The organism is Arthrobacter sp. Z1-9 (genome assembly GCF_054792695.1).
This window is the reverse complement of record NZ_CP096456.1, coordinates 249,138-261,831: the sequence shown is the minus strand read 5'-3', so window position 1 is coordinate 261,831 and position 12,694 is coordinate 249,138. Positions and strand designations below refer to the sequence as shown.

Genomic DNA, 12,694 nt, shown 5'->3' with positions numbered 1-12,694 from the left:
CAAGCCGACCGATCCGGGAGGCCACAAGCAGCCCCAGAGACTCGCCGAGTGTGACGACGCTCATCGCTTGACCCCCAGGTCGGCCTCGGCCTGAAGAGCGACTGCCTCCCGAGCGGCCTCGGCGACAGCCTCGGCCCCCGCTGCGATACGCGCGGGGCCTGCAATCCAGGAGCCGCTAGCCGCGAACACGGCTGGATGCGCCAGATATTCGCCGAGATTCGCTGCGCTCACCCCTCCGCTGGGCATGAAGCTCACACCCGGGAAGACCGGTGCCAGCGCGTTAATCAGCGCGAGCCCGCCCGCGACGCCGGCGGGAAAGAGCTTAAGCCGGTCAAGGCCGAGGCGGATGCCGCGTTGTATATCGCTCGGGGTCATCACCCCGGGCAGTACCGGAACGCCCGCCGCCAGCGCGGCTTCGACAATCTCCTCGTCGAGACCTGGCGCGACGACGAACGCGGCACCGATGTCGAGCGCGCGCTGCAATTGCTCGCGGTCAAGCACAGTGCCGGCACCAACAAGCACGTCGCCGCGTGCGGCAATGCGCTTGATCGCGGCCATTCCATACTGATTACGCAACGCGACCTCGAGCACCGGCAGACCGCCCGCGACAAGACCGTCGGCGAGCACATCAGCAGCCCGGGCGTCGTCGACGGTCGCTAGAGGGACAACCCCGCTCATCGCGAACGTCACCGTGCCATCCATCCGCCATCAACAGGCAGGGTGATGCCAGTGACATAGGCGGCCGACCGGCTCGCAAGGAACACCGTCGCGCCCTTCAGGTCCTCCGCGCCACCCCAACGGCCTGCCGGGATACGATCAAGGATGGCCTGTGAGCGCTCCTCGTCCGCGCGCAGCGCCGCGGTGTTGTCGGTGGCAATGTAGCCCGGAGCGATCGCGTTCACCGTGACGCCGCGTGCGGACCACTCGTTACTCAATGCCTTCACAAGGCCGGCAATCCCCGACTTCGCCGCAGTGTACCCCGGCACATTGATGCCGCCTTGGAAACTCAACAGACTTGCAGTGAAAACGATGCGGCCGTAGCCGCGCTCGAGCATGCCGGCTGCAACTGCCTGCGTGAGTACGAACTGGTTGCGCAGGTTCACGTCGAGCACTTCGTCCCACCACTCGAGGGGATGCTCGGCCGCAGGCGATCGGCGGATAGTCCCTGCGTTGTTAACCAGGATGTCAGCGCGATCCCGTACAGCCGCCCCGAAGGCGGCGATGGCACCGCGGTCTCGGAAGTCGACGGCGTGACCTTCGAAGGATCGTCCCAGCTCACGCACGCGCGCTCCGATGGCGCCCCCGTCGGCCTCCTGGCCGGCGGACACTGCGATGATGTCAGCCCCCGCTTGCGCCAGTCCCTCTGCCATCGCAAAGCCGATGCCGCGGCGGGCGCCGGTGACGACTGCGGTCGTGCCTGTGAGATCGAATAAAACACTCATGCCCGGACCCCCTGCACGTCTACGAGAATCTTCATTGCGGACGCCGAGAGCAGCGCATCGAACGCTTCCGCTGTGCTTTCAAGGGGCACGATGCGGGTGATCAGGGCGTCGGCCGGAACGGCCCCGGAGGCGAGGAGCCCGATGGAGCGCTCGAAATCCTCGCGCTCGTAAACGCGGGCACCAAGCACTTCGAGCTCGCGCCAGAAGATGCGATGGAGATCTACGGGCACCGGCTCGGGGTGGATCGCGACGAATACCACGCGCCCGCGGGTGCGGGCGTGCCGAGTGGCGTCGAGCGCAGTTCCACGGGTACCGGCGACCTCAAAGACGACGTCGGCTCCGGTGCCGCTGGTGTGCTCTTCGACGACGGCTGCGAGGTCGTCCTCGATGGGGTCCACGACGATCGCGCCCTGCTTTGCGGCGAATGCGCGGCGGTCGCCGTCCGGCTCCGCCAGAATGACCTTGGCGCCTGCAGCGCGGGCCACGATGGCGATGAGCTGGCCGATAGGCCCACCACCAATTACGACAGCGGTCTCGCCTTGAATGAGTCGCGAGCGTCGCACATCGTGCACTGCGACAGCCAGTGGCTCGACGAGGGCGGCGTGCTCGAGCGAGACGCCTTCAGGTAGCGGAACCACGAGGGATGCGGGCACCGTCCACTGCTCCTGGAGAGCGCCTGGGGAGTCGATGCCAACGAAGTCGAGGTGCTGGCAGATGTGCTGATGGCCGGCGAGGCAGGAAGCGCACTCCCCGCACCAGCGCAGTGGCATTACCGTGACCGGCTGATCCAGCTTCAACGAGTCCACGTCCGGGCCCACCGCACTGATGACCCCGCTCATCTCGTGTCCGATCACGGCCGGCATGGCCACCCGAGTATCCATATGGCCCTGGACGATGTGCAGGTCCGTACCGCAAATCCCGTTGTATGCCACTCGGATAGTTACCTCGCCGGCCGCGGGCGGTACGGGTTCGACGCCGGCCACCTCGATCCTGTGGTCGCCGACATATCTCGCTGCTCGCAATTGCATCTCCTTTTTCGCCAGAATAAGACTATGGAACCATGTTCCACTTAAAGTTCCATCTGGTGCAACTGAGTTCTATTTGGCTATAGTAGTCTTCGATCACGCCGGTGGTGCAAGTCACACACCGTTCACAGTTACTCAACGAGGAGAAAACCATGCAGGGAAAAAGGATGCTCGGGATACTGAGCGCCGCCGCACTTACGACAATGGCATTGGCTTCATGCTCGGCTGCCGCAGGAGAAGGCGGCGGGACTGTCCTCCGCGTCGCATTCAACCAGGACATCAACCACCCGCAGGCGAAGGCCCTGCTGCAGCTCTCGGATGAGCTGAAGGCCCAAACTGACGGCCGGTATTCGCTTCAGCTTTACACGGATGCAACGCTTGGCGATCAGGCCGCCACGATTGAACAGGTGCAGTCGGGCACGATCGACTTCGCCGTAGTCGCCGGCAGCCTGCTTGAAAACTTTGAATCAGACTTCTCCGTCGTCAACCTGCCGTACCTGTACGAATCGCCAGAGCACCAAATGAGCGTCCTTAACGACCCTGGGGTTGCAGACGAGCTGTACGACACACTGGTGGACGACAACATCCAGGTGCTTACCGCATACCACGGTGGCGTCCGCAACGTTTACTCAACCGTGGGCCCGGTCACGAAGCCCGCGGACCTTGACGGCCAGAAAATCCGCGTCATTGGTTCGGACACAAATGTTCGCATGATGGAGCTGATGGGCGGCGTTGGCACGCCAATGGCCCAGGGCGAGGTTTACACAGCGATCCAGTCAGGCGTGCTTGACGGGGCAGAGAACAACGAGCTCATCTACTCTTCGCTCTCGCATGATGAAATTGCACCTTTTTACTCACGCACGGAGCATCTGATGATGCCCGACTACGTGGTGACAAGCCCCAACGTGTGGGACCGCATCTCGGAAGAGGACCGCAAGGTCTTCGAGGAACTGTTCACAGCCTCGGTCGACACCGAGCTCAAGCTGTTCGGCACCGCCGTCGATGAAGCGATCACTGCGGCCGAGAAGGCTGGCGCGAAGTTCAGCGAGGCCGATGTCAAGGCTTTCCGCGAGGCCGCGCGCCCGCTGCATGAGGACCTGGTCACGTCCGATCTCGCCAAGAAAGTTTACGATGCGATCGAGGCGGCTCGGGGCTGATGACCAGAAAGATCATGACCACAGCCCGAGCGCGGCTTGACGGCACGCTCCGCACGATCTGCGTCGCCCTGTCCGCACTGCTCGTGCTGCTGGTAACCTGGCAGGTCTTCACCCGCCTGGTACTCGGGCAGCCAAGCGCATGGTCCGAGGAAGCGGCCAGGCACACCTTCGTGTGGGTAAGCCTGATCGGAATTGCCATCGCCGTCGGCGAGAAGGCAGACGTCATCATGGACTTCCTGGTTGCACGACTGCCCGTTCCGCTTCAGCGAATCACCGACATCATCGCCCACCTCGCGACGCTCGCGTTCGTGCTTTACGTTATGGTGTTCGGCGGCATCCAGCAATCCATGCTCGCGTGGGGGCAGCGGAATCCGCTGCTACCCCTCACACAGGGTCAGCTCTACCTTGCCCTGCCTATCTCGGGTGTGCTGCTGACTATCTATCTGACCATCCACATCGTCGGTAGCTTCTCGAGCCGCTATGCCGGCCACGTAGACAACGACGAGGACCTTGAGGCGGCATCCCTGTGATTGATCCCGGCACCATCAGCGTTATTCTCATCGGCGGCCTCGCGCTGCTTCTTGCGGTCGGCGCTCCTGTTTCCGTCTCCCTCGCGCTTCCGTCCGCCCTGTGCATGCTGCTCATCGTGGACTTCCAGCGCGGCGCCATCACCGCCGCACAGCAGATGATCGGCGGCACCAACTCGTTCGCGCTGCTCGCTATCCCGTTCTTCGTTCTCGCCGGCGTCATCATGAACAACGGCGGCATCGCCGAGCGGCTCATCAACCTCGCGCGGGTGCTCGTGGGCCGCACACCGGCGCCGCTGGTGCAAACGAACGTGATAGCCAACGCGATCTTCGGCTCTGTGTCCGGCTCCGCCGTCGCCAGCGCGGCCGCGGTTGGTTCCACCATGGCTCCGATGCAGCGCCGGGCGGGCTATGACAGCGCCTTCAGCGCAGCGGCGAACATCGCCTCGGCCCCGGCCGGCATGCTGATCCCACCAAGCAATACGCTCATCGTCTACTCACTCGCCGCCGGGGGCACGTCACTTGGCGCGTTGTTCGTCGCCGGGTACATCCCGGGCATTCTGTGGGCGCTGGCCTGTGCCGCCGTCGGCTTCGCCTACGCTCGTCGGCACCCCGAGCTGCGGGGCGAGCCGTGGCCCAAGTTCTCGGACTTCCTGGTCACGCTCGGCCGAGCGGTACCGTCGCTGGGCCTGATCATCGTGGCGATCGGCGGAATCGTCGCCGGTTTCTTCACGCCGACGGAGGGTTCAGCCGTCGCCGTGATCTACTCACTGCTTCTCTCGTTTTTCTACCGCACCATCTCGTTCAAGGACCTTCCGCGAGTCCTGTTCGACGCCACACGCACCAGCGCGATCGTCATCTTCCTGATCGCGGTGTCGACAATCATGTCCTATGTCATGACCTACGCGCGCCTGCCACAGTTGATCGCCGAGTCGCTGTTTGGGTGGACCGATTCGAAGATTGTTGTGCTGCTGATTATGATGCTTGTGCTGCTATTGATCGGCATCCCGCTCGACCCGACGCCGGCGATCCTGATTTTCACGCCGATCTTCCTGCCGATTGCAGTCTCCTATGGCATCGACCCGGTCCATTTCGGAATCGTGATGGTCTTCAACCTCTCGATAGCGGTCATCTCTCCACCGTCCGCGCCCGTGCTGTTCGTCGGAGCCCAGGTCGCGAAGGTCAAACTGGAACCAGTGATCGTCAAACTGATGCCGTTCATTGTCGTGCTCATCGCGCTACTGTTCGTCATCGTCTTCGTCCCCCAGCTTTCCCTGTGGCTACCCGGCCTCATGGGTCTGCTCTAACCACTTCGGAAGGAACACCATGACCGCCATCTACGGCCCAACATCTCCCGAGCAGATCCCCGGCGCCACCCAGCAGCAACTGCGCGATCGCTACCTCATCGAGGATCTATTTATTCCCGGCAGCGTGCGAACCGTCGTCACCCACTACGATCGTGTGGTGGCGGTTGGCGCTGTGCCGACCGACGCACCCCTCGCGCTCGAGGCCGTGCCGGAAATTCGCAGTGAGCAGTTCCTCGATCACCGCGAAATCGGCATCGTCAACATTGGAGGGGCGGGTGCCGTGCGCGCCGGCGGTGAGCGTCATGTTATGCCCACCGGCGCGTGCCTGTACCTGGGCCGTGGGGTGAAGGACGTGGTGTTCGAGTCAGACGACGCCGGGACTCCCGCCCGCTTCTATGGCTTTTCGGCGCCGGCGCACGCCACCTACCCGACGGCGCTGGTCGAACCCGGGCAGGGCACGGTCCGAGAGCTCGGGGATCCGCTGACCTCGAATCGCCGCACCATCAACCAGTACATTCACGAAGACGGCGTGCGCAGCTGCCAGGTTGTCATGGGTGTCACGCAGCTACACCCCGGCAGCATGTGGAATACGATGCCGGCGCACACACACGACCGTCGCACAGAGTTTTACGTCTATTTCGATGTACCCGAGGACGCTCGCGTCGTTCACCTCATGGGGAAACCGTCCGAGACCCGTCATATGCTTGTTGGTGACGGGGGTCTGGTGCTCTCGCCGTCGTGGTCGATCCATTCGGGCGTTGGAACCTCGAACTACTCGTTCGTGTGGGCGATGGCCGGGGAGAACCAGGCCTTCGACGATATGGACGGCGTCGCGATTGCTGAAGTGAGATGAGATGATGCGGGCCATGACCAGGGAACCCAAGGAGCTCGATACAAGTCCAGCACCGTCTATGGGCGCGAGCGAGAAGACGTTGCGGGTGCTAGAGGCCGCAATCCTCTACGACCGTTTCACTGACATCGTCGAGGAGACCAAGCTGCCGAAGGCGACTGTGCACCGCATTCTCGCGACGCTGGCGGAGTTGAAGTTCCTCGCCGGCGATAGCGATCGCGGTTATCACCCTGGTCCCCGTTTCCTCGGCATTGCTGGCCGGGCCATCTCCCGGCTCGACATCTCCTTCATCGCGGAGCCGATCGTGGAGAAGCTCGTACGCGAAGTTGATTGCACGATTCACGTCGGCGTAGCCAACGATTTCGAGATGGTGTACGTCATCCGTAAGGACTCGTCAAAGCCCTATCGGATGGCCTCGCGCGTAGGGTTGCCGATGCCGATGCACTGCTCGGGCATGGGAAAAGCGGTGCTTGCGAGCTGGACGCCCGAGCAGTTGGCCCGGTTGGTAGCCGAGGTCGGTCTTCCGGCCCGCACGGACAAGACCATTACCGATCCGGAACAACTGCGTATCGAACTAGCGAAAGTGCGTGAACGCGGTTACGCGCTTGATCTCGGCGAGAATGAGCGCGGTACGGTGTGCGTCTCAGCTCCGATCCGGGACCACCTGGGCCGAGTGATGTATGGCCTGTCGATATCATCGCTTGAGCTTGAGTACCCCGGTTCCACGATTGAGCAGTTTGCGCCGCAGGCAGTCGCCGCCGCGGAGGCCATCTCCCGAGCCCTGGGTTCCCCGGTTGACCGCGTGAGCGCCTAGTGCCGTAGGTCCGCTACTCAGCCCGTAGTTCGGCTGCCAATGCCGTGACCAAGGTCTATGCGAATTGGCAGCGGCCGGTCACCCCCCCGTGATGCACAGTAACCGGCCCAAGTCGAACTCGGGTCACCTGCCAGCTGGTGACCCTAAAAGGGGCAAACTACGCGCCGAAGCCCACGGGTAACTCGCGGCCGCTTCGGCAGAGTCAAGCAGTCCGAATTCGGCCGCGAAGGCGGTCGTCCGAAGGCATCGCCATATACACCACGACCGGATACATCGGGATACCGCCTCCCCGGGACCCGTATCTGCTTCAGGTCGAGGGATCGGCCTATGGTGGCAGGAGTTTCACCACCTTCACCAGTTTCACCCGAGGAGGGTTCAGTGCAGAATCCCTTCAAGCCGACGGCCGGGGCAACGCCTCCCGAGCTGGTCGGGCGGGCCGGGCTGCTGGACGAGTTCGAGTAGGGACTCCAGCAGGGTTCCGGAGCGCCTGGGCTCTTGACCATCATCACCGGGTCCAGGGGCATCGGCAAGACCGGTCATGTTGAGGGAGCCGAAGGCATCGCCCGGAATCACGGGTGGGCCGTGATCTCCCGGACGGCCACGCCAGGCTTCCTCGCCGGGGTCGGCGACGACATGCTCCGGCTCCTTGACGAACTCGGGGACGGGCCTCCGTCCTGGAAGATCACAGCCTTCTCCGCAGCAGGATTCGGACTCACAACCCAGCTCCCCCGGAACGCGCCGTGGACTGGCGCCGGAGCGGGAACGAACTGCTTCGCCTGCTGGACGCGAAGGGCACAGGGCTCGTTATCACAAGCGACGAGATCCATGCCGTCGACAGGACGGAGATCGCCCAGCTGGCCGCCGATGTCCAGCATTTCATCCGGGACGGGCTGCCGATCAGCCTGATTTTCGCTGGCTTGCCATGAGCGGTCTCCGACCTTCTGAATGAAGGCGTTGCCACCTTCCTGCGGCGGGCTGACAGGATCAGTCTTCACGAAGCAGCCATCGCCGAAGTCACCGCCTCGTACAGCGAGCTCTTCGGCCAGGGAGGCATCAGCTTCGCCCCCGACCTCATCAACCAGGCAGCCGAAGCCACGGAAGACTATCCCTTCCTGATCCAACTGGTCGGCTACTATCTCTGGTTGAAGGCCGACAAGGCAGCATGGAAACTCAACCAGAGCAACGTTGAGCGTGGAATCGCTGCCGCCCAACGACGGAACACCCTAGTGGTCGTCGAGTCGGCACTGTCGGACACCTCGGACAGAGACCGTGAGTTCCTCGACGCGATGGCCGCACAGGACGGCCCCTCTGCCGCCGGCCAGATCGGTGCCATCCTCAAAGCCAAGCCCAACGTCGTATCCAAATACCGCAACAGGCTCATCGCCGCAGGCCTGATCGAGTCCGCCGGCTACGGCAAAGTCGACTTCGCAATCCCCGGACTCAGCCAATACCTCCGCCAGTACATTGACGGAATCACGGTTATCGGCGTTTATGACATGGCCGGGGGAGAGGTCTGAAATAGGCCTTCCGCTTATCTACCGCCCGGTAGGATGGTCAGCGTCGTCCGGATGAGGGTGGCGTTATTGGGGGAGAAGTAATGAAAGTTCCAGTCAGGCATGGGCTCGGCAGAAAAATCACGACGACGGCTGCCGCACTTGTGCTGCTGCCCGGCATCAGCGGCTGCAGCCTGTTCCCGTCGCCGCCGCCTCTGCCGGATATCGCTCCGGCGACGCCTGTGTCGGCGCTTCCGCCGGAGTGCCCCTTCGTTGGCCAGAACGACCTAACGCCGGTCCGGATCCCCCTGGGCACCCCGCGCGAGACGATCGGCAGTGTCCTGAACGCCTACAGCGGCTGGTTCAACGCCGGTTCCGAGCTGATCGCCGCCTGGAGTCCAGGCACGGCCGTCCCTGAGAGCTGTGTTGAGCGGCTCGCCGCAAGGAACGCGGAGGCCTACTCGACCACCCTGTTCACCACGCACAGCGACGTGGCCTGGCAGCAATACTTCACCTCGGTAAAGGTGATGAACCAGCAAAACCTGGCAGCGGTCCGCTCTGCCGAGTCGGAGGGCAGCGGGCGGGGGAAGTTCGAACTGTTGCAGGAGATCGATTCGAGCGCCACAGACAGCGGAACGTTCGTGAAGTTCGATGCCGTCTACCGCCCTGTAGTGGCCGGCCAGGGCAATTGGGAGGACCTGGACAAGCCGACCCGCTGGTACGTGGAACTGGTCCCGGCGGGAGAGTTCCTGGTCATCAACTACATCGAGACCAAACCCGCCGCCGGTTAGAGACTCTCCTTTATCAACCAATTTAGGTTTGGCGTAATATCCGTTATCGGCTTTGCATACAGGCGGGGGGAGGAGCCCGGGAAGGGGCTCCACGCCTGCGCAATCTGAAGAAGCCTGCTCGGACGACCTGTCTCATTGGCCCTAGTTGAATTAGTCTTTTGCGATGGCTGACATGGAATTCAAGCGACGCTTGAACGAGGTGGATGAGCTGTACAGCGAGCTCTATGAATTGCGGCAGCGAGGTGCCGATGCCGGCAAGGAAGAGATTGTCTTAGCAGAGATGCGTCTGGATAACGCCTGGCGGGATCTGTATGCGTTCATGGAGCTACCGTTGTCGCCTGACGCAGGTATCGCTGACGGTTCCGAATAACGGCCCTTCGAAACTGCGGCAGTCTACGCCGGAACCGGCCATCGATGCGTGACGGATCTTCAGCAAGACAAAGCGGTAGTCGTACATGGACAGCAGGCCAGGGACTCCGAGGGGCGGGCCTTCCCTCTTCAGGCCTCGCCGTTGTCTATCAGGGCGCCCTTGTTTTCTGTTTCCGGGAGGGCCTGGTTGGCAATCAGGTCCACGCGGTCTGCGGGGGTAATGCTGTCATCGCTTTGGATTGCGGCAACGTCGGCGGCATCCACTCCGCCAGAAGCGCTCCCGGTATCTGCTCCAAGCTTGTCGGCGGGTTGTTCATTTTTGCGGCGGGCCTCATCGAGATGATGCTCCAGCTTCTGCTCCGCTTCGCGCCGGCGCTGGCCAACAGTTCGCATTTGCTGTGTGGTAGGTGCAGCGTCCTGGTGCTGTTGCGGCGCGGGACCCCTCGGGTCGTGGTTGGGGTTGTCGCTCATAGGAGCATCGTCCCACCTGGTAAACGTCCCAGGAAGACCACGCATGGGATTAGCGGAAGCAGTGCGGAGGTGGCAGCCAGGGGTGGCTAGTGCAACTCACTTGCAGGCGGACGAGGCGTCGCGACGACTTCTTCGATCCATTCCTCCTTGGCCTTGTCATCCAGCGGCGAAGCGGCGCCGCTCGATACAGCGGCGCGACGTGCTTTGATTTTCTGGAAAACCAGTCCGCCGAGGACTGCCAAGACGGCGACGGCGAGCAGGGGTAGGAGCGCGGGTTTCGATTTTTTAGTCATCTCCGAATCCTACTTTGGCCTCAGTCTGCTCCAGGCGGGCTGCCGATGTGCGGGTGAATACCGTCCACACCGGATCCAGCCTCAGGGCGTGTCTGCTCGAGGTGCTAGCCCGCTGCCGCCGCATGCCCGCATGCCATGGAGGTCAACGAGATCGTTGAGGATGACGAAGCTTCGGTGCTGCACCTGCCCCTTCCGTCCGGGCAGGTGCCCCGAGAATGGCTTGACACCCCGCGCAGCAACTTCAGCCGTACTTACCGGCACGTACTGCGCGTGGCGGACTGACGGTCGATCGCTGTCCTTCATCCGCACTTCGTGGGCGTAGCTCTATTCGCCGGCTACGAGAACTTCGTTCCATTAGCCACTGGGCGATGACGCAGGCAGGAAGTGGCTAGGGCTTCGCACAGCAGTCTGCTTTGATGCTGCTCGAAAGTGCACTCGAAGCGGACACGTGGTGCTCAGCCCGCTGTGGTGGTGCGGCTCTTAGCCTGGAATGCCGCCCCGCGTCGGCGTTACTCAAGCGGTAGTGCGTTCTGCAGCGTCCAAAAGCACTTCCCGTAAATTCCGGGCACGGTTGAAAACGCTTCTCTGCCGGCTCGCCCCGGTCCCGTTAACCAGGATCTGTCGAATGCTTTCCTCTACCAGTGTCGTGTCTCCGGTTTCTGACAACGCCGGCCCGACGTGCTCCAGAAGGGCTTCCACACTTTCCTCAGCCGGACGGGGCCGGTTCAGCTCCGGATGGATGAGCTCATCCTCAATGCCGTACCTGCTGGCCCGCCAAGAGGCCAGGCGCAGCATTTCTGCAGGAACTGCAGGGGGCGGCTTCCCCTCCGCCCAGTCCTGAGCTGCAGTGTCCACCAAGGCGCGGATCACGGCGGCCACAGCTACGGCATGGGCAGGATCGGTGCAGACATCCGGGACGCGGATTTCGACTGTCGGATGGGCCGCCGAAATACGGGCATCGAAGTAAATCTGACCCCGGTCCAGCAGGACATTGCAGGAGAGCAGCATCTCCACAAGCTCCCGATACGCCTGTGCCGATCCGAAAATCTCGGTCGGTCCTGCTGTTGGCCACCGTCTCCACACCTGATAGCGGAAACTCGCATAGCCGGTATCCTTGCCCTGCCAAAAACACGAGTTCGCTGACAGGGCGATCAGGGTTGGCAGCCAGATCCTGATCCGGTCAAGGACAGCGGCCCCTTCATCGGGCGAGTCAACGGAGACATGCACGTGGAAACCACACATCAGTTGTTCCCTTAGTGCCAGCCCAAAACGCTCTTCCATGGCACGGTAGCGGGAAGTCCGGACCAGGTGAGGCAAAGCAGGGAGCGGTGAAGTCCCCAATGCTGCGATCCTCGCTCCAAAGACCAGGGCCTGGCGGTTGGCTTCCGCCCTGCCGTCTTTGAGGGCAGCAGCAAGATCAGGCAGGCAAGTGAAGGGGGCGGAAACCGCTTCGACCTGCTCGCTCTGTACCTCAGTCGTTAGGGTGTTTCGTTGTGTTGTCATTGAACGGCCGCCGCCCCCTCCGCTGGTGCTCGTGGCGTTCTCAGCGGACGCGGCAGCAACGAGGTTTTCACCGACCGCGGCGTGATTCCCCGTCCTGGCGTCGATGAGCAAAAACTCCTCTTCCACCCCGAAGCTTCGCATAACGCAAGTCTGCCCGGTCCCTTGCAATCCGCCAATGATTGAATCGCTGCCGATGCTCCCCCTAATTTCCTCGGGTGCTGCCAAGCATGACACCCTGCCTGGAGACGGCTGGTGCGCGATGTTGGACGCTCCCCCGAGCGCCCCTCTTGCCGTAGCTTGACGGAATATCCGTTATCGGCGTTTTAGTACACGCGGGGGACTGCCCCAAAAAAGGGCTGTTTCCTGCCATCGTTCCTGGCGTCTTTCCTCGCATGGGGGCTTAGAACTGCTTTCAGTCAGCGCCGGTTCAATTCGGCAACTTCCAGGAAGGCGGGGTCAAAAGGCGCATCGGAGCCGGTTAAGTTGGCAAACCATTCGGAGTGTTCGCCTGGTAGGTTGCGGCAGTTTCCGCCATCCGGCTTGCCCTCGGACCGCCCGGCCGGCTGCAGATGATCTTCGACTCGGGGTAGCAAACCTCATTTCGGAGGACTTCGCCACCGCAGGCTCCGATGCTTCAACTGCTCGGCCGGCC

General features: G+C 62.7%; 17 protein-coding genes. 11 read left to right on the top strand and 6 right to left on the bottom strand.

Translation table 11 applies throughout. From position 1 onward, the window contains the following. Positions 1 to 60 precede the first annotated feature (60 nt). From M1D93_RS01255 to M1D93_RS01245, 3 genes are read right to left on the bottom strand one after another with little or no spacing between them, the layout of a single operon-like run. Positions 61 to 690 (bottom strand): bifunctional 4-hydroxy-2-oxoglutarate aldolase/2-dehydro-3-deoxy-phosphogluconate aldolase, encoded by a 630-nt coding sequence (locus tag M1D93_RS01255; RefSeq protein WP_461173399.1) that lies wholly within the window; start codon positions 688 to 690, stop codon positions 61 to 63. Then, positions 687 to 1,442, bottom strand: coding sequence for an SDR family oxidoreductase (locus M1D93_RS01250; RefSeq protein WP_461173398.1), 756 nt, complete (start codon positions 1,440 to 1,442; stop codon positions 687 to 689). The genes M1D93_RS01255 and M1D93_RS01250 overlap by 4 nt, the downstream gene beginning before the upstream one ends. After that, positions 1,439 to 2,464 carry a zinc-dependent alcohol dehydrogenase gene (locus tag M1D93_RS01245; protein ID WP_461173397.1) on the bottom strand — a complete coding sequence of 342 codons (1,026 nt, stop codon included), beginning with the start codon at positions 2,462 to 2,464 and terminating at the stop codon, positions 1,439 to 1,441. Before M1D93_RS01245 ends, M1D93_RS01250 begins: the two co-directional genes overlap by 4 nt. Before the next feature lie 155 nt (positions 2,465 to 2,619). On the opposite strand from M1D93_RS01245, the gene M1D93_RS01240 reads away from it, so the two are divergent. The 10 genes from M1D93_RS01240 to M1D93_RS01195 all read left to right on the top strand — a co-directional run bounded on the left by M1D93_RS01240 (position 2,620) and on the right by M1D93_RS01195 (position 9,776). Next, positions 2,620 to 3,624 carry a TRAP transporter substrate-binding protein gene (locus M1D93_RS01240; protein WP_461173396.1) on the top strand — a complete coding sequence of 335 codons (1,005 nt, stop codon included), beginning with the start codon at positions 2,620 to 2,622 and terminating at the stop codon, positions 3,622 to 3,624. 14 nt (positions 3,625 to 3,638) lie between these two features. Then, a complete protein-coding gene (locus M1D93_RS01235; RefSeq protein ID WP_461173395.1) occupies positions 3,639 to 4,154 on the top strand; it encodes a TRAP transporter small permease in 516 nt (171 codons plus the stop codon). Continuing rightward, positions 4,151 to 5,458: a TRAP transporter large permease gene (locus M1D93_RS01230; protein ID WP_461173394.1), complete on the top strand. Its 1,308-nt coding sequence runs from the start codon at positions 4,151 to 4,153 to the stop codon at positions 5,456 to 5,458. The genes M1D93_RS01235 and M1D93_RS01230 overlap by 4 nt, the downstream gene beginning before the upstream one ends. A 19-nt stretch (positions 5,459 to 5,477) precedes the next feature. Further along, positions 5,478 to 6,311, top strand: coding sequence for a 5-dehydro-4-deoxy-D-glucuronate isomerase (kduI, locus tag M1D93_RS01225; RefSeq protein WP_461173393.1), 834 nt, complete (start codon positions 5,478 to 5,480; stop codon positions 6,309 to 6,311). Positions 6,312 to 6,324: 13 nt separating this feature from the next. Then, positions 6,325 to 7,122 (top strand): IclR family transcriptional regulator, encoded by a 798-nt coding sequence (locus M1D93_RS01220; RefSeq protein ID WP_461173392.1) that lies wholly within the window; start codon positions 6,325 to 6,327, stop codon positions 7,120 to 7,122. A gap of 327 nt (positions 7,123 to 7,449) precedes the next feature. Beyond that, positions 7,450 to 7,584 (top strand): hypothetical protein, encoded by a 135-nt coding sequence (locus M1D93_RS01215; RefSeq protein WP_461173391.1) that lies wholly within the window; start codon positions 7,450 to 7,452, stop codon positions 7,582 to 7,584. 278 nt (positions 7,585 to 7,862) lie between these two features. Beyond that, positions 7,863 to 8,048 (top strand): hypothetical protein, encoded by a 186-nt coding sequence (locus M1D93_RS01210; protein WP_461173390.1) that lies wholly within the window; start codon positions 7,863 to 7,865, stop codon positions 8,046 to 8,048. Between the two features lie 216 nt (positions 8,049 to 8,264). After that, entirely contained in the window at positions 8,265 to 8,639 is a 375-nt protein-coding gene (locus M1D93_RS01205) for a hypothetical protein (RefSeq protein WP_461173389.1), read from the top strand. A gap of 80 nt (positions 8,640 to 8,719) precedes the next feature. Further along, positions 8,720 to 9,406: a hypothetical protein gene (locus M1D93_RS01200; RefSeq protein WP_461173388.1), complete on the top strand. Its 687-nt coding sequence runs from the start codon at positions 8,720 to 8,722 to the stop codon at positions 9,404 to 9,406. Positions 9,407 to 9,569: 163 nt separating this feature from the next. After that, positions 9,570 to 9,776, top strand: coding sequence for a hypothetical protein (locus M1D93_RS01195; protein ID WP_458779734.1), 207 nt, complete (start codon positions 9,570 to 9,572; stop codon positions 9,774 to 9,776). A 128-nt stretch (positions 9,777 to 9,904) separates the two neighbouring features. Here the strand turns inward: M1D93_RS01195 and M1D93_RS01190 are convergent, their stop codons facing one another. Both M1D93_RS01190 and M1D93_RS01185 read right to left on the bottom strand, forming a co-directional pair. Next, entirely contained in the window at positions 9,905 to 10,246 is a 342-nt protein-coding gene (locus M1D93_RS01190) for a hypothetical protein (RefSeq protein ID WP_461173387.1), read from the bottom strand. An 86-nt stretch (positions 10,247 to 10,332) separates the two neighbouring features. Continuing rightward, positions 10,333 to 10,539, bottom strand: a complete 207-nt coding sequence (locus M1D93_RS01185) for a hypothetical protein (RefSeq protein ID WP_461173386.1) — start codon at positions 10,537 to 10,539, stop codon at positions 10,333 to 10,335. Between the two features lie 135 nt (positions 10,540 to 10,674). Here M1D93_RS01185 and M1D93_RS01180 point away from each other — a divergent pair, with 135 nt between their 5' ends. Next, entirely contained in the window at positions 10,675 to 10,821 is a 147-nt protein-coding gene (locus M1D93_RS01180) for a hypothetical protein (protein WP_461173385.1), read from the top strand. 231 nt (positions 10,822 to 11,052) lie between these two features. On the opposite strand, the gene M1D93_RS01175 is transcribed toward M1D93_RS01180, so the two are convergent. After that, on the bottom strand, positions 11,053 to 12,183 hold the full coding sequence (locus M1D93_RS01175; RefSeq protein ID WP_461173384.1) for a glutamate--cysteine ligase: 1,131 nt from the start codon (positions 12,181 to 12,183) through the stop codon (positions 11,053 to 11,055). Positions 12,184 to 12,694 lie beyond the last annotated feature (511 nt).